Raw genomic sequence first — 15,316 nt, 5'->3', positions numbered from 1 at the left:
GCACTTGGCGGCAACTGACTAAGCGGGTAAGAGACGCGACAGAATCCCTGAAGGCTTCCGCCGGCCGGCCGCCCATGTGGCGGCCGTAGCGCATGAATTTTGAGATCGGAGACGGTTACGTGGTGAAGGTTATTGCAAGCTCGGTTCGTAAAGGCAACGTGCTCGATCTCGATGGCAGGCTTGCCGTCGTGATGCACGCCGAAAACATCCATCCGGGCAAGGGCACCCCCGTGACCCATCTCGAACTGCGCCGCATCGCTGACGGCGTGAAGCTTGTCGAGCGTTATCGCACGACCGACCAGGTCGAGCGCGCCTATCTCGATGAAAAAGACTACAATTTCCTCTACGAAGACGACATGGGCTACAACTTCATGCAGCCCGAAACCTTCGATCAGATCGCGATCTCCAAGGACGTGGTGGGTGACCAGGGGCAGTGGCTGCAGGAAGGCATGACGTGCCTCGTATCGCTGCACGAAGGCAACCCGATCTCGATCGAACTGCCGCAGCGCGTGACGTTTGAAATCGTCGAGGCCGACCCCGTCGTCAAGGGCCAGACAGCTTCATCGTCCTACAAGCCCGCGAAGCTTTCGAACGGCGCCCGCGTGATGGTGCCGCCGCACATCGGCGCCGGTACGCGCGTCGTCGTCATGACGGCTGACGGCTCGTACGTCGAGCGCGCGAAGGACTAATTCGACGGGCTCGGCCCATCGATATCAGGCCGCGTGAGACGTCAGTTGCTCCGCGCGTTGCGGTGCAACTTCTTCACATACGACTTTGAACTCACCCAGATAGTGCTGACCGAACGACGTGATCATGGCCACGTCGGCGGCGTCGCGTCCGCGCGCAATGACCACGCGGCCGGTTCTGGGCGCGTTGTGGCGAGCGTCGAACGTCACCCAGCGATGATCGATGTAGGCTTCGAACCAGGCGCTGAAGTCCATCGGCGCGGGATCGGGAGGCACGCCAATGTCGCCGAGGAAGCCGTTGACGTATGCCGCCGGAATGTTGAGGCAGCGGCAGAAGGCGATGGCGAGATGCGCGAAGTCGCGACAGACGCCCGTTCCCTCCTTATAGGCTTCGGCTGCCGTGCGTGTTGAGCGGGCGGCCTGATAATCGAATTTGATGTGGTTGTGAACGAACTCGCAGATCGCTTTGACGCGCGCGTATCCGGGGGAAACGTTGCCGAAGAGCTGCCACGCGATCGGCGTCAGTTCGTCGGTTTCGCAATAGCGACTGCCGCTCAAGAAGTGCATCGCGTAGTTCGGAAGGTCGGGTATCGGAATTTCGCGGGCATTGAGCGGCGTCTCATCGAGAACGCCTGGATCGCGCACAACGGCACGGTAGCTCAGTTTTAAAGGACCTGCGGGCGCAACAAGCCGCTGCGTCCGGTTTCCATAGAGATCAAGTCCGCGCTCGATGGGAATGTCAGGAACGTTCAGCGCGTTTTCGTAGACGATGTCGCGGCGGCGGCTCGGATGGACGTCTAGAAGCAATAGAAGCGGCGTCGGCGCATCAAGCTGCAGACCGATATCGTAACCAACGTGAATAAGCATATACAGCGCCTCGGCCCAACAGATGAGCCCGAAAAACGCGACGCTCTGCTCGAATGTTCCCGAAGAAGATGAAATCGCCCGGAATTCGCGGGATGCCGGTGTCCGATTGGGACGTGTGCCTATTAATGCATCAGATATCGAGCTTCAGCACTTTCACCGGCGATCCGAGGGGCTGAGCCGGCGTGTTCGCCGGAATCACGACGAGACAATCCGCACGCTGCAAAGATTTGATCAGCCCGCTGTCCTGACTTTTGAACGCTACGACGCGTGGAGGTGACTCGCTCATATCCAACAGTCCGCGCATGTAATGCTCGCGGGGGCCGTTGGCGGGGAGCGGTTCGGCGAGCACGGCTGTCAGTGCTTGGAATGGGGTTTCCCGTCCGAGCAACCGGCCGATGAGCGGCACGAGAAATACCCGTGCGCAGATCATGGCGGAAACCGGATTTCCCGGCAGGCCCAGGCAGTGTTGCGTGCTGCCGTTTTGAACGCGCGATCCGAAGAACAGCGGCTTTCCCGGACGCATCGCAATTTTATAGAAATCGAGCTTGGCGCCCGCTTTTTCGAGCGCTGGGCGGACGAGATCGTGATCGCCGACTGACGCGCCGCCGCTCGTGACCAGAATGTCGGCGCCATCGGACGCGGCAATACGTTCGTCGAGAGATGCGAAGGTATCGCGCGCAATTCCGAGAACGCGGGCTTCAGCGCCTGCTGCTTCAACAATCGCCGCGAGGCCATAGGCATTGGAAGCGGAGATCTGGCCCGGTCCTAGGGGGCTTCCCGGCGGAACAAGCTCGTCGCCCGTCGAGAGGATGGCGATGACTGGTTTGCGCACGACCGGAAGCTCGGCATGACCGGACGATGCGCCGATCAGCACGTCGCGCGCGGTCAGGCATCGCCCTTGTTCGAGAAGGATATCGTCCTTCCTGAAATCTTCGCCTTTGGGTCTGATGTTGGCGCCGCGGGCCGCGGTCTCGCGCACGGTGATCGCAGTTCCGGATGCGTCGACGTTTTCCTGAATGACGATCGCGTCGGCGCCTTCCGGCAAACGGCCGCCGGTGAAAATGCGCACGGCTTCGCCTTGGCCGAGCGATCCCGTGAAGGGCCGGCCTGCGCCGGCCTCTGCGATCACGGTGAGCGAAGCGGGAATGCTCGCAACGTCGTCCGCGCGTACGGCGTAGCCATCCATCGCAGAGGCATCGAATGGCGGATTGTCGAGCTTCGAGATGAGCGGTGCCGCGAGCGTGCGGCCTCGCGCCTGGAGCAGCCCGACGTTCTCGCTCTCCAGTGTCGACGCAACATCCAAAATGCGCTTCAGCGCCTCGGTGACCAGCAGCAGTGACATACCGAGTGACATGGGCGTCAGGCGCCTCCGGAACGCGAGTCTTTTTTCATCGCGTTTTCTTCACGCGAACCGGTGTCCACTTCGCTTGAAAACGCTCTAGCTGGCACGGTAGACACCCGACTTGCCGCCGTCCTTCGCGATGAGGCGTACGCCTTCGATGATCATCGATTTGTCGGCAGCTTTGAGCATGTCGTAGAGCGTCAGACAGGCGACCGATACGGCCGTCAAAGCTTCCATCTCGACGCCCGTCTGGCTCGATACTTTCACCTCCGCCGTCACACGGATGCCGGGAGGAGACTGTGAGAGCGTGAAATCGATTGTCGCTTTGGTGATCGCGAGCGGATGACAAAGCGGGATCAACTCGTGCGTCCGCTTGGCGGCCATGATGCCGGCGATGCGCGCGGTGCCGATGACGTCGCCTTTGTGCGCCTCACCCTTTTCGACGAGTTCCAACGTAGCGGGGCGCATCGCGACAAAGCCCTCGGCGACGGCGCGGCGGGCCGTCGTGGCCTTGTCCGAGACGTCGACCATTCGGGCTTCGCCCTTTTCGTTGATGTGGGAGAGCTTGCTCATGCGACAGCCGCCGGCTGAAGCAAGGACTTCGTTGCGGCCGTCACATCGGCTTGCCGCATCAGGCTTTCGCCGACCAGGAACGTGCCGACGCCAACTTTGGAGAGGCGCGCGATGTCGGCGCTGGTGAAGATGCCGCTTTCGCCGACGACGATCCGGCCGGCGGGAATTTGCGGTGCGAGCACTTCTGTCGTCTCGAGCTTCACCTCGAAGGTCTTGAGGTTGCGATTGTTGATGCCGATGAGGCGGCAATCGAGCTTCAGCGCGCGTTGCAGTTCCTCTGCATCATGGACTTCGGCGATGGCATCCATGCCCCAGTCCTGCGCCGCGGCCGCGAGATCGTGAGCCGTCGCGTCGTCGACCTCGGCGAGGATGATCAAGATGCAGTCGGCGCCCCAGGCGCGGGCTTCTGCAACCTGGTAGGTGTCGATCATGAAGTCCTTGCGCAATACGGGAAGCGACGTCGCCTCGCGTGCAGCCGTCAAGAACTCGGGTGCGCCTTGAAACGATGGCCGGTCGGTCAGCACCGAAAGACAGGCGGCGCCGCCTGCCTCATAGGCCTTGGCGAGAGCGGGCGGATCGAAGTCGGCGCGGATCAGGCCTTTCGAAGGTGAAGCCTTTTTGATTTCGGCGATCAGTGCGGGTTGCTTTTTCTGAAGCTTCGCTTCGATGGCGCCGGCGAACGAGCGCACCTTCGGCGCCGAACGTGCATACTCGGCAATGACGCGCAGCGGCTTCAGCGTCTTGGCGCGCGCGACCTCTTCGCGCTTATAGGCGGTGATTTTGTCGAGGATGTCGGCCATCTCTTAAACTCGTTCGTTGGTGACGGCGACCAGTCGGTCGAGCGCGCGTGCGGCGCGGCCGCTATCGATAGACAATTCGGCTTTCGCGATGCCATCCGGCAGCCCGTCGGCCTTGCCGGCGACGATGAGGGCCGCTGCGGCGTTCAGAACGACGATGTCGCGATAGGGGCCAGTTTCGCCCTGGAGAAGCGCGTGAATGGCGGCCGCGTTGGTGGCTGCGTCGCCGCCCTTCAGTGCTTCGATGTGGCTCCGCTCGAGACCCGCATCTTCGGGCGTCAGTTCGAAGGCGAAGATATCGCCGTCCTTCAATTCGGCGACGTGGGTCGCGCCCGTGGTCGTCAGTTCGTCCATGCCGTCGGCGCCATGGACAACCCATGCATGAGTTGAGCCGAGCTTGCGCAGAACTTCGGCGATCGGTTCGACGAGCTTCCTGTCATAGACGCCGAGGACCTGACGCGTTACGCGCGCCGGATTGCAGAGCGGCCCGAGCAGGTTGAAGAGCGTCCGGAGGCCGAGATCGGCGCGGATCGGCGCCCATGTCTTGAAGGTCGGATGGTAGAGCGGCGCCCAGAGGAAGCCCACTCCGGCGTCGGCGATCGCGTTCGAGACGATGACGGGCGGCACGTCGAGCTTGACGCCGAGTGCCGAGAGGACGTCGGAGGCCCCGGAGAGCGAGGTCACGGCCCGGTTGCCGTGCTTGGCGACGATCGCGCCGGCTCCGGCCGCAACGAACGTTGCGGCGGTCGAAATATTATAGGTGCCGCTGCTGTCGCCGCCGGTACCGACGATGTCAATTGCGCCTGGCGGGGCATCGACCGTCGTCATCCGGCCACGCATGAACTTGGCGGCGCCGGTGATTTCTTCCGTCGTTTCGCCGCGCACCCGAACGCCCATCAGGAACGCGCCCATCGCGACGGGCGGGGCGATGCCGGACATCAGAAGATCGAGCGCCTGCTGCATGCCGTCGTCGCCGAGGGTTTCCCCGTCGGCGATACGGTTCATAAGCTGCTTCAGTTCGCGGGCTGGATTGGCAACTGTTGCGGTGGTTGTCACGTTTCAGGCCGCCTTACGGCTTTTCGGCGTGAAGCCTGCAAGCGAAAGGAAATTGGCAAGGAGCGCGTGCCCCTGCTCGGACGCGATGCTTTCAGGATGGAACTGAACGCCGTGGACGGGGTGCGTCTTGTGCTGCAGCCCCATGATAATTCCATCGTCGGTTTCGGCCGTGACTTCCAGGCAATCGGGAAGCGTCGCGCGGTCGACGATGAGCGAATGATAGCGCGTGATCTCGAAGCGCTTCGGCAGATCCTTGAAGATGCCCTTGCCGGTGTTGGAGATCGTCGACAGCTTGCCGTGCATCGGGGACGGCGCGCGAACGACGTTGCCGCCGTAGGCTTGGCCGATCGCCTGATGGCCGAGGCAGACGCCAAGCAGCGGGATCGTGGGGCCGGCTTTCTTGATGAGGTCCAGGCAGACGCCGGCCTCGTTCGGCGTGCACGGGCCCGGCGACAGGACGATCGCTTGCGGCTTCTTCGCGAGCACTTCGTCGGCTGAAACCTTGTCGTTGCGAATGACGACGCTTTCGGCGCCAAGCTCACCCAGATAATGGACGAGATTGTAGGTGAAGCTATCGTAGTTATCGATCAGGATCAGCATATTGGCCCTTGGTCTGCCGGCGCGCATCATAGCGGACAACGCCCTTCTAGCAGACCCCGGACGCACCGCGACACGGAAAATATGGCCCCCAGACGGCTTGTTTCAACGCGGGACGGCGTTTCGGAGTTTCAGCTGCGGTCGCGCGGCGTGATAAAGGCCTCGAGGTGCCCCGAGGCGGGCGTCAAATCGCGCCAAGTGACTTGCGGGAAGGTAAAGGTCGCCAGGGCCGCGGTCGGAAACTTATCTTCCAAACGCGATATGGACTTGGCGTCGCCCGTGCCTGCCAGCATCAGGGCGAGGCCGTGCATTCCCGGGTTGTGACCGATCATCAATACGCGTTTGATGCCGACTGGAACGGTCTTAAGGCGCGCTAATAAAGTGTCCGGTCCCGTTAGATACAACTGATCGTCGAATGTGACTTCGGCGTCTTTGACGTATGAAGAGATCAGCGACAGCGTCTCGCGGGTCCGCTTGGCGGGGGAACAAAGAATCTGCTCGGGGGCGAAATGGAGTTCTTTCAGAACGCCCCCCATGACTGGTGCGGCGGCGCGCCCCCGGTCGTTCAAGGCGCGGTCGAAATCGTCGATGTCCTTCGCGTCCCAGCTTGATTTCGCGTGGCGGAGGAGGGCAAGAGAAAGCATTGCGGCCTTGGGCTGGCGTTGCGGGACGAGGGGACCTTACAGCAGGTCATCGATGCCGTTAAGCGATAGGCCATAGATTCGCGCTGGCGTGATGACAAGGTCCATCCGCAATGGATTATCTACTGGCGCCTTTTTTTTGGATTCTTGCCCTTCTCATCAGCATCGTCTGGTGGGTTTTCACGCAACTTCTTTGGATCGTGTTGTGGCTGCTGCTGCCGTTCGCGGTCATGGCGTTCATTGCGCTGCGTGTCGCCGAGCGCGTTCTCGGCCGGGAGACGGTCCAAACGTGGGTGAAGGCGCGAAGCCAGAAATACGGCGTCGCGGCATCGAAACGTATACGGCGCGCGGCGTTCGCGCTCGGTGTATTGCCGATCCGCGTACTCTTCTGGTTACCGATCTACGCAGTCTGGCACAGTGTCGTCAGCCTGCTGTGGCGGCCGAAATGGTCGCCGTGGCAGCGGGCATGGGCAAAGCGCTGGCGTGCAGAGACGACGAAGCTTCCCTGAGCGGCGCGCGTGCCGTTCTACGATTGAGCGGCGTTGGATGAACGTGAGGCGAAGCGAACGGCCTCTTCGGCGGCACGCACCACGGCTTTCGCCTTATTGATGCATTCCTGCTGTTCGTTTTCGGGGATGCTGTCGTGCACGATGCCGGCGCCCGCCTGCACGTGGATCATGCCGTCCTTCAGGATCGCCGTGCGCAGAACGATGCAGGTGTCCATTTCGCCATTCGCCGAGAAATAACCGACGCAGCCCGCATAGGGACCGCGTTTCGCCTTTTCGAATTCGGCGATGATCTCCATGGCGCGCACCTTCGGCGCACCCGACACCGTCCCCGCCGGGAAGCCCGCCATCAGCGCGTCGATCGCGTCATGATTCTTTTCATCCAGCTTGCCGATCACATTCGAAACGATGTGCATGACATGGCTATAGCGCTCGATGACGAATTTATCGGTGACGGTGACGCTGCCGGGCTCGGCGACGCGTCCGACGTCGTTGCGGCCGAGGTCGAGCAGCATCAGATGCTCGGAGCGCTCCTTGGGATCAGCGAGGAGCTTGGCGGCCAACGCTTTGTCTTCCGCGTCGGTCGCGCCGCGCGGTGCGGTACCGGCGATGGGCCGGATGGTGACGACGCCGTCCCGGGCGCGGACGAGAATTTCGGGCGACGATCCGACGAGCTGGAAGTTGCCGAAATTGAGATGGAACAGAAACGGAGAGGGATTGAGCCGCCGCAACGCGCGATAGAGCGCGAATGAGGGAAGCGCAAACGGCGCGGAGAAACGCTGCGAAAGCACGACCTGAAAGATGTCGCCGGCTTTGATGTATTCCTTCGCCTTCGTGACCATCGCCATGTAGTCGGCGGGCGTGGTGTTCGATTGCGGCTCGGGAAGCGCATGGGTTGGCTGAGGCGCCGAAGAGGCAAGCGGAAGCGGGGTCTCGAGAGCCTTGATGGTCTTCTCGATGCGCGCGAGCGCTTCGCCGTAGGCGTCGGCAGCGGAGATGTTCTCGCGCGGCCGGACCGGTGTCACGAGCGTCATCTCATCCTTGACGTTGTCGAAGATGAGCATCAGCGTCGGCCGGATCAGGATGGCATCCGGAACGCCGAGAGCGTCCGGCTTCATCTCGGGCAGTTTTTCGATCAGCCGAACCGTGTCGTAGCCCATATAGCCGAAGATGCCGGCCGCCATTGGCGGCAAGGCCTCGGGCAGAGAGAGCGCGCTATCGGCCAGAAGCTTGCGCAGCGATTCCAGCGCCGGGCTGCCGTCGATTGCGAACGCATCGGGATTGGCGTCCGGGGTTCGATTGATTTCCGCCGTACTGCCGTTGGCTCTCCAAACGAGGTCCGGCGCGAAGCCGATGACGGAGTAGCGCCCGCGCGCGGACCCACCCTCGACCGATTCCAACAGGAAGCTCATGGCGCGACGCTCGCCGAGCTTCAGGTAGGCGGACACCGGCGTTTCGAGATCTGCGATGAGGCGCGTCCAGACGACCTGGGCCGTGCCTTCATCGTAGATTTTTGCGAACTGATCGATCGCGGGGAAGATATCCGCACGTGTCGTGTCAGAATTGGCCGATGCCGGCGCTGCCGTTGAGGCGGTCACGTTGCTCTCACTCTTCGCTGAGGCCGAGAGCGGCATTCATTTCCGCCGCATTTACCGTGGTGCCGAGGCGCTTTTTGAGCGCTTCCGTATATTCGGTCAGCGTCTGGTTCGCGAGTTCGGCATTGAGCTGACGCATCAGCTGATCCGTTTCGGTGAGAGACGCTTCGGGCGCGGCGATGACATCGGCAACGCGGAAGACGACTGCAGTCGTCTGGTCGGGCGACGGTCCATGGCCTGCTTTGCCCTTAGGCAATGCAAACGCCTGCGCGACGACCGCTTCCGAAATGCTCTGCGGTATGGTCTTGCGCGTCAGCGGGTCGGTCTTCTCGACCTTGTTTTTCGCTGCCGCTTCGAGCGCCGACATCGGCTCACCTGCGTCGACGCGTTCAACGAGCTTCTTTGCCAGCTCTTCGAGCAGGCGGTGACGCTCGGACACGATGTAGTTGTCCTTGACCTGGTCCTTGACCGCGTCGAACGGCTTCTGCTTCGGGGCTTCGTTGGAGAGAACGTTGACCCAGGCATAGCCGCCGTCCGAAAGCTCGATCGCCGAGTCGTCGGTGCTGCTGTCGGGCGCGAATGCGCGCGTGACGATCTTGCGGAGGTCGGGCGTTTCCAACACGGGCTTGCCTTCCGGCGAGAGACCGGTTGCGTCCGTTGCCGGGATTTCCTTGAAGGTGAGCTTCGAGGACTCCGCGATCTCCGTCAATGTTTTGCCGGCGATGCGGTTGTCCTCGATTTCGTCGTGCTTGTTCTGCAGCTCGGACCTGGCTTTTTCAGTCGCGAGCTTATCGCGTACCTGATCCTTGACATCGGCCAGTGTGCGATCGATGCCTGGATCGATCTGAGTGACGCGCAGGATGACCGTCGCGAAGCGGCCTTCGACGACGTCGGAATATTTGTCCTTTTCGAGCGAGAAGGCGACATCCGCGATCTTCGGGTCGATCAGGGATTTCTTCGTCACCAAGCCGAGGTCGACGTCGGTATCCTTGGCGCCGGCCTCCTTGGCCACGTCGCCGAAAGACTTCTTGCCGTCGCGGAGATCTTTCAGGGCCGCTTCCGCAGTCGCCTTGTCCTTGAAGGCGATCTGCTGAATGCGCCGTTCCTCGGGCTTGTTGTAGGTGTCCTTCGTCGCTTCGTAGGACTTCGTAATGTCTTCGTCGGTGATCGTGACGTGCTTCTTCAAGTCATCGACGCTGAGCGTCAGCACCTGCACCTTGCGGTACTCGGGCGTCATGTATTTCGCCTGGTCCTTGTCGTAGAGCTCCTTGAGCTTTTCGTCGGAGGCTTCGGCGACGGTGATCGCGTCGGGATCGATCTTGATCCATTCGATGACGCGCTTCTCGTCGTTGTATGCGTGCATGATGTCGAAGAGCGGTTTCGGCACGGTCTGGCCGGTCACGAACGATCTTATGATCGCGGCTCTCAGTTCATCCTTGCGGCGAAGGTTCAGGAAGCCGCGTTCGGTCATCCCGATCTGGCGAAGCAGGGCGTCGAAATTCCCTTTCGAGAATTTGCCGTCGATCTGGAAGTCGGGATCGGACTGGATGCCTTCGACGAGCGTCTGGTCGGACAGGGCGAGACCTAGCTGCTCGCCATGCGCCTCGACCGCTGCGCCGCTGATGAGCTGGGCCAGAACCTGTTTGTCGAGACCGAACGCGCGGCCCTGCTCAGCGGTGATTCGCTGGCGAGCCTGCTGCGATACCCGGTCGAGCTCGTTCTGGTAGGCGCGGCGAAACTCTTCGTCCGAAATGGCGGTGTTGCCCACATGGGCCACGGCTCCACGGCCCCAGCCGCGGAACACGTCATGGACGCCCCAGATGCCAAAGCTCAGCACGAGCAATCCGAACAGCAGCTTGGCGACCCGCGTCTGGGCGCCGCGTCTTAGAGCTTCGAGCATAGGTAAAGACGTCCCGTTGATGGAAGCGTGACGCTGCCGCGGGAGGGCGTAAGGTCAACGAGCTTCAGATGACGAACCGCGCCCCGAGAACAGGGCGATGGCGTGATATGAAGCGCAGGCCGTTTCGGATTGCAAGGGCGACCGGGATGAGGTTACGGAGTGTTCACGACTGCGGGCGCCCAAAAAGCGTGTTCGCGTCCGCAAAAAGAGGGACGGGATGGTGAATCATCGGCGCGAAATTCGGCCTCTGGTTGCTGGAAACTGGAAGATGAACGGCCTGAAGGTGAGCTTCGGCGAGGTTCAGGCCGTCGGTGACGCCCTTCTCGGGCCGCTGGCCTCCATCGCCGCCGATGTGATGATTGCCCCTCCTGCGACGCTTATCGCCGGATTTGCGTCCGGCCTCGGGGCACGTCCCGTATTGCTCGCTGGGCAGGATTGTCACGCCAAAGCGAGCGGTGCTCATACCGGCGACATTTCGGCCGAGATGCTGAAGGACGCCGGCGCTTCGGCCGTGATCGTCGGCCATTCGGAGCGGCGCGCGGATCATGGCGAAACGAGCGAGCAGGTGAGGGCGAAGGCGGAAGCTGCGCACCGGGCTGGGCTCGTTGCGATTGTATGTATCGGCGAAACCCAGGAAGAGCGCGCGGCCGGCGCGACGCTCGATGTGGTGTCGCGGCAACTCAAGGGATCGATGCCCAAGGCGTCGACTGCGGTCAATACGGTTGTGGCCTATGAACCGGTCTGGGCGATCGGCACGGGGCTTACGCCGACGCCCGACGATGTTAGAATCGTGCATGCTGCCATTCGGAGCGATCTCGTGCATCTCATCGGACCGGAAGGCGCGCACATGCGGGTTCTCTATGGTGGTTCGGTCAAGCCCGACAACGCGGCGACGCTAATGTCTGTTGAAAACGTCAATGGAGCGCTCGTCGGCGGCGCGAGCCTCAAGGCGAGCGATTTTCTCGCCATAGTTCGCGCATACGAGACGCCGTGATGCTTCTACCTTTCCGCCATGCTGTCGCTCTGGCACTTGCGCCGCTTTTTTGCGCGCCGATCGGCGCTTCATTCAGTGCATGGGCGACGCAGCCTAAAGTCGATCCCGAAACATGCACCGCGCTCAGGCTGGAGCAGATCAAGTTCCGCGCGTCGGGTGTTCTCGACGACATGAGCAAAGGTCCGCAATGGGCGAAGGCCAATCTGCCGGCTGAGCGGCTGCGCGAGATCGAGCATTTCATTCAACTCGACGAGCAGGTGAAATTCGGCTGCCGCGACGCCAAGCTTTCGGCCGAGGCGGAGCGGGCGAGCGAGGCGGCGGCACGCATCGAGCTCAATTCCGACGCCGATCCGACCGTGCCTGTCGCGAACGATCCGCCGAAGCCGGGGTCGGAGAAGGCAGGTCCGCAGAAGTCTGCTTCGCCAGCGAAAAAGGACGCGCTCCAAAAGGAAGGCGCCCAGAAGGACGGGCCGAAAAAGGCGACGCACAAGAAAGCAAAGCCGTCTGAGCCGAAGGCCGAGAACGACAATCCTTCCAAGCCTGGGCCTGCCAAGCCCGCGAAATCCAAGATTTCTCAGGAAACGCCGGCTCCCGCGCCGCCCGTCATCGTTCATGACGCCTATCGGGGGGACCCCCGGCCGGCCGAGACGGCGTCCGAGTCTCATCCGTCTTTCGTGCCGGAAACGTCGTTGCCGTCGTTCGGCTTCGGGGAGACGGTGGTTTTGCCGCACTCCGGACCTTGAGACCCTGGGGACCTTGAGACCTTGGGCCTTAAACCCGCTGAAAACCCTCCCGAAGTAAACCGGGTTAACGTTCGCCCCGAACGGCCATTGAGAAAGGCCGGTCAGTGGGGCTGGTTCATCGCGACAGGCTAGTGTATAGGCGCACGCTTGCAGGGCTTGCCGCCCGCTCAATCCGGATCAAAAATTTATGGCCACCGTACTGCTCGTTATCCATTTGATGATCGCCTCGGCGCTTGTTGCTGTCGTGCTTTTGCAGAAATCCGAGGGCGGTGCGCTCGGCATCGGCGGCGGTGGCGGTGGCGGCGGCTTCCTGACGGGTCGCGGAACGGCCAACCTGCTGACCCGGACGACCGCGGGCCTTGCCGCGGCTTTCTTCGCGACGAGCATTTTGCTGACGATCCTCGCCAATCACTCCGCTCCGCGCGGGTCGGTGTTCGATGGTGTGAACGCTCCGGCCAGCGGAACGCAGGCTCCGGCAGCCGGCGGCGAAGCACCGAAGGCAGAGCCCGGACGCGGCGGCATCCTGGATAAGCTCGACGCGCCCCGTGCGCCACTCGTCCCCCAGAATCAGTAGTCGATTGCCAGGAATCATGTGCGCTACCGGGGCCTAAGGCCCCGGGCAGCTAGACCCCCGGCCTTTTCCCTGCAAAAAAGGCGATAAATGGGGGACTGTCATGGCTGACATCAGCTCGATCCGGCGTGGGGGCCTCTGCCGCCACGCATTGCGTCTATCCGCGCTTGTCGTGGGTGCGGGAGCGCTTCTTCAGCTCGGCGGCTGCGGCGCCACCCTCGGTGATCTGACGACGGCGTCGGTGACCAATTATCAGGCCGCGAATATGTTCGCGCCTGCCGGATACAGTATTTCGGCCAATACGGATGGCAGCATTCACGTGACGGCCGCGGGTTCTCCGGGAACTCCGTCGGACCGGCTCGAGAAGATCGCGTTGGCGGCTGCCGCAGACTACGGCGCCCAACAGCATCAGAAGACATTCACTTCGACGCCCGCGCAGACGTCTTTCAAGTGCGGAAAGACGAAGATGACCGAGAAGGGTCAACAGGTCACCATCAAGCCGACCGACCTGCGTGTCGTCTCGATCGACGTTACCTATGGCCGCGACGGGATTGCACCGGCGGCACGTAACACGCGCGAAACCGCGGACGCGTTGAAAGCACAGCTCCAGTCCGAGACAGTGCCTCCGGACGTGCAGGCTGCTGCAACGCAAGAAGTCTCTCAGCAGTGCGGCAGGCCCCTTTAAGGCGCCGACTTCCGTCTCGGTCTGAGCCTTGCGACGTTTTCGTTTGGTGAAGGTGCAAAAAAGCCGCTTCCGAATCCGGGGTCGGCTGTGCCAGAACCAAGGCCCATGCAGCGGTATATCTTCATCACCGGCGGCGTGGTCTCCTCCCTCGGCAAAGGCCTCGCGTCCGCAGCCCTTGGCGCGCTTCTCCAAGCGCGCGGCTATTCAGTACGGCTCAAGAAACTTGACCCGTACCTGAATGTCGATCCCGGGACCATGAGCCCCTATCAACACGGCGAAGTGTTCGTCACCGACGACGGTGCGGAGACTGACCTCGACCTTGGTCATTACGAGCGCTTCACTGGCGTTCCGGCGAAACAGTCGGACAACGTCACGACGGGGCGCATCTATCAGGACATTCTCGCCAAGGAACGGCGAGGCGATTATCTCGGCGGAACGGTGCAGGTCATTCCGCACGTGACCGACGCGATCAAGAACTTCGTCCTGTCGGGCAACGAGGATGTCGACTTCGTGCTGGTCGAGATCGGCGGCACGGTCGGCGACATCGAAGGCCTGCCGTTCTTCGAAGCGATCCGCCAGCTCGGCAACGAGCTTCCGCGCGGGGCGTCCGTATTCATCCATCTGACGTTGATGCCGTACATTCCGTCGGCGGGTGAGCTCAAGACCAAGCCGACGCAGCACTCCGTCAAAGAGCTGCGCTCCATCGGCATTCAACCCGACATTCTGCTGTGCCGGTCGGATCGCGAAATTCCAGTCGGAGAGCGCAAGAAAATCGCGCTGTTCTGCAACGTGCGCCCCGAAGCCGTTATCCAGGCGCTCGACGTTGCGTCGATCTACGACGTGCCGCTCGCCTATCACCGCGAGGGCCTCGATCGTGAGGTGCTTGCCGCGTTCGGGATCACCGGCGCGCCGAAGCCCGATCTCATTCGCTGGGAAACGATCTCGCGCGGTATCGCGCAGCCCGAAGGCGAGGTGACGATCGCGATCGTCGGCAAATATACCGGTCTCAAGGACGCGTATAAGTCGTTGAACGAAGCCCTCGTTCACGGCGGTCTCGCCAATCGCGTCAAGGTCAAGCTCGAATGGATCGAGAGTGAGATCTTCGAACGCGAGGACCCTGCGCCCTATCTCGAAGGCCTCAACGGCATTCTCGTGCCCGGCGGCTTCGGCGAGCGCGGCTCGGAAGGCAAGATCCTGGCCGCGAAGTTCGCGCGCGAGCGTCGCGTTCCCTATTTCGGAATTTGCTTCGGCATGCAGATGGCGTGTCTCGAAGCGGCGCGGAATCTGGCGGGCATCAAGGATGCAAGCTCGACCGAATTCGGTGAAGCGAGCGAGCCCGTCGTCGCGATGATGACGGAGTGGATGCGCGGCAACGAACTCGAGCAGCGCCGTCAGGACGGTCAGCTTGGCGGCACGATGCGGCTCGGGGCTTACGATGCGGCGCTCGCCGAAGGCAGCCACATCGCCAAGATCTATAACTCGACGCATATCTCGGAGCGTCATCGTCATCGCTACGAGGTCAACATGCGCTATCGCGCCGATCTCGAACGCGCTGGGCTCAGGTTCGCGGGCGTATCCCCGGACGGTCTCTTGCCCGAGACGATCGAGTATCCCGATCATCCGTGGTTCATCGGCGTGCAGTATCACCCCGAGCTGAAGTCACGGCCGTTCGATCCGCATCCGCTCTTCGCGAGCTTCATTGCGGCCGCCGTGGAGCAGTCGCGGCTCGTTTGATTTTTGGGCGAGGCGAGGCGCGAAGTGCC

Annotated in this window: 16 protein-coding genes; 7 read left to right on the top strand and 9 right to left on the bottom strand. The window is 62.2% G+C overall.

Annotated features, from left to right (window positions below; translation table 11 throughout):
* Positions 1-119: 119 nt before the first annotated feature.
* Positions 120-689, top strand: a complete 570-nt coding sequence (efp, locus tag BM399_RS19320; protein ID WP_092869481.1) for an elongation factor P — start codon at positions 120-122, stop codon at positions 687-689.
* Between the two features lie 24 nt (positions 690-713).
* On the opposite strand, the gene BM399_RS19315 is transcribed toward efp, so the two are convergent.
* The 7 genes from BM399_RS19315 to BM399_RS19285 form a co-directional block, all read right to left on the bottom strand.
* Positions 714-1,553 carry a transglutaminase-like domain-containing protein gene (locus BM399_RS19315; RefSeq protein WP_092869413.1) on the bottom strand — a complete coding sequence of 280 codons (840 nt, stop codon included), beginning with the start codon at positions 1,551-1,553 and terminating at the stop codon, positions 714-716.
* Positions 1,554-1,683: 130 nt separating this feature from the next.
* Positions 1,684-2,895: a molybdopterin molybdotransferase MoeA gene (locus tag BM399_RS19310; protein WP_092869412.1), complete on the bottom strand. Its 1,212-nt coding sequence runs from the start codon at positions 2,893-2,895 to the stop codon at positions 1,684-1,686.
* A gap of 96 nt (positions 2,896-2,991) precedes the next feature.
* Entirely contained in the window at positions 2,992-3,468 is a 477-nt protein-coding gene (moaC, locus tag BM399_RS19305) for a cyclic pyranopterin monophosphate synthase MoaC (protein WP_092869411.1), read from the bottom strand.
* The gene (gene trpC / locus BM399_RS19300) at positions 3,465-4,268 is read right to left on the bottom strand and encodes an indole-3-glycerol phosphate synthase TrpC (protein ID WP_092869410.1); all 804 of its coding nucleotides are present in this window, start codon (positions 4,266-4,268) and stop codon (positions 3,465-3,467) included. The genes moaC and trpC overlap by 4 nt, the downstream gene beginning before the upstream one ends.
* 3 nt (positions 4,269-4,271) lie before the next feature.
* Positions 4,272-5,270, bottom strand: coding sequence for an anthranilate phosphoribosyltransferase (gene trpD, locus BM399_RS19295; RefSeq protein WP_092869409.1), 999 nt, complete (start codon positions 5,268-5,270; stop codon positions 4,272-4,274).
* Between the two features lie 54 nt (positions 5,271-5,324).
* The gene (locus BM399_RS19290) at positions 5,325-5,921 is read right to left on the bottom strand and encodes an anthranilate synthase component II (RefSeq protein WP_092869408.1); all 597 of its coding nucleotides are present in this window, start codon (positions 5,919-5,921) and stop codon (positions 5,325-5,327) included.
* Between the two features lie 128 nt (positions 5,922-6,049).
* Complete coding sequence (locus BM399_RS19285; protein WP_092869407.1) at positions 6,050-6,562, bottom strand: SixA phosphatase family protein; 513 nt, start codon at positions 6,560-6,562, stop codon at positions 6,050-6,052.
* A 110-nt stretch (positions 6,563-6,672) separates the two neighbouring features.
* On the opposite strand from BM399_RS19285, the gene BM399_RS19280 reads away from it, so the two are divergent.
* Positions 6,673-7,068: a hypothetical protein gene (locus BM399_RS19280; RefSeq protein ID WP_092869406.1), complete on the top strand. Its 396-nt coding sequence runs from the start codon at positions 6,673-6,675 to the stop codon at positions 7,066-7,068.
* 17 nt (positions 7,069-7,085) lie between these two features.
* Here BM399_RS19280 and trpE read toward each other — a convergent pair whose 3' ends face one another.
* Positions 7,086-8,606: an anthranilate synthase component I gene (gene trpE, locus BM399_RS19275; protein WP_244531392.1), complete on the bottom strand. Its 1,521-nt coding sequence runs from the start codon at positions 8,604-8,606 to the stop codon at positions 7,086-7,088.
* Positions 8,607-8,670: 64 nt separating this feature from the next.
* Entirely contained in the window at positions 8,671-10,560 is a 1,890-nt protein-coding gene (locus BM399_RS19270; RefSeq protein WP_092869404.1) for a SurA N-terminal domain-containing protein, read from the bottom strand.
* Positions 10,561-10,777: 217 nt separating this feature from the next.
* On the opposite strand from BM399_RS19270, the gene tpiA reads away from it, so the two are divergent.
* The 5 genes from tpiA to BM399_RS19245 all read left to right on the top strand — a co-directional run bounded on the left by tpiA (position 10,778) and on the right by BM399_RS19245 (position 15,287).
* Positions 10,778-11,554 (top strand): triose-phosphate isomerase, encoded by a 777-nt coding sequence (tpiA, locus tag BM399_RS19265; RefSeq protein WP_092869403.1) that lies wholly within the window; start codon positions 10,778-10,780, stop codon positions 11,552-11,554.
* Complete coding sequence (locus BM399_RS19260) at positions 11,554-12,297, top strand: hypothetical protein (RefSeq protein ID WP_244531380.1); 744 nt, start codon at positions 11,554-11,556, stop codon at positions 12,295-12,297. Before tpiA ends, BM399_RS19260 begins: the two co-directional genes overlap by 1 nt.
* A 187-nt stretch (positions 12,298-12,484) precedes the next feature.
* Positions 12,485-12,871, top strand: a complete 387-nt coding sequence (gene secG / locus BM399_RS19255; RefSeq protein WP_092869402.1) for a preprotein translocase subunit SecG — start codon at positions 12,485-12,487, stop codon at positions 12,869-12,871.
* A 100-nt stretch (positions 12,872-12,971) separates the two neighbouring features.
* The gene (locus BM399_RS19250; RefSeq protein WP_092869401.1) at positions 12,972-13,553 is read left to right on the top strand and encodes a hypothetical protein; all 582 of its coding nucleotides are present in this window, start codon (positions 12,972-12,974) and stop codon (positions 13,551-13,553) included.
* A gap of 105 nt (positions 13,554-13,658) precedes the next feature.
* The gene (locus BM399_RS19245; RefSeq protein ID WP_092869400.1) at positions 13,659-15,287 is read left to right on the top strand and encodes a CTP synthase; all 1,629 of its coding nucleotides are present in this window, start codon (positions 13,659-13,661) and stop codon (positions 15,285-15,287) included.
* Positions 15,288-15,316 lie beyond the last annotated feature (29 nt).

The organism is Hyphomicrobium facile, from assembly GCF_900116175.1.
In the GTDB taxonomy this organism is placed as follows: domain Bacteria; phylum Pseudomonadota; class Alphaproteobacteria; order Rhizobiales; family Hyphomicrobiaceae; genus Hyphomicrobium_B; species Hyphomicrobium_B facile.
This window is presented reverse-complemented; position numbering and strand designations above follow the sequence as displayed.

Coding starts and splice junctions, on each gene's coding strand:
- BM399_RS19315 (WP_092869413.1), bottom strand. CDS start 1,553: ATGCTTATTCACGTTGGTTACGATATCGGTCTGCAGCTTGATGCGCCG.
- BM399_RS19310 (WP_092869412.1), bottom strand. CDS start 2,895: ATGTCACTGCTGCTGGTCACCGAGGCGCTGAAGCGCATTTTGGATGTT.
- moaC (WP_092869411.1), bottom strand. CDS start 3,468: ATGAGCAAGCTCTCCCACATCAACGAAAAGGGCGAAGCCCGAATGGTC.
- trpC (WP_092869410.1), bottom strand. CDS start 4,268: ATGGCCGACATCCTCGACAAAATCACCGCCTATAAGCGCGAAGAGGTC.
- trpD (WP_092869409.1), bottom strand. CDS start 5,270: ATGAACCGTATCGCCGACGGGGAAACCCTCGGCGACGACGGCATGCAG.
- BM399_RS19290 (WP_092869408.1), bottom strand. CDS start 5,921: ATGCTGATCCTGATCGATAACTACGATAGCTTCACCTACAATCTCGTC.
- BM399_RS19285 (WP_092869407.1), bottom strand. CDS start 6,562: ATGCTTTCTCTTGCCCTCCTCCGCCACGCGAAATCAAGCTGGGACGCG.
- BM399_RS19280 (WP_092869406.1), top strand. CDS start 6,673: ATGGATTATCTACTGGCGCCTTTTTTTTGGATTCTTGCCCTTCTCATC.
- BM399_RS19270 (WP_092869404.1), bottom strand. CDS start 10,560: ATGCTCGAAGCTCTAAGACGCGGCGCCCAGACGCGGGTCGCCAAGCTG.
- tpiA (WP_092869403.1), top strand. CDS start 10,778: ATGGTGAATCATCGGCGCGAAATTCGGCCTCTGGTTGCTGGAAACTGG.
- BM399_RS19260 (WP_244531380.1), top strand. CDS start 11,554: ATGCTTCTACCTTTCCGCCATGCTGTCGCTCTGGCACTTGCGCCGCTT.
- secG (WP_092869402.1), top strand. CDS start 12,485: ATGGCCACCGTACTGCTCGTTATCCATTTGATGATCGCCTCGGCGCTT.
- BM399_RS19250 (WP_092869401.1), top strand. CDS start 12,972: ATGGCTGACATCAGCTCGATCCGGCGTGGGGGCCTCTGCCGCCACGCA.
- BM399_RS19245 (WP_092869400.1), top strand. CDS start 13,659: ATGCAGCGGTATATCTTCATCACCGGCGGCGTGGTCTCCTCCCTCGGC.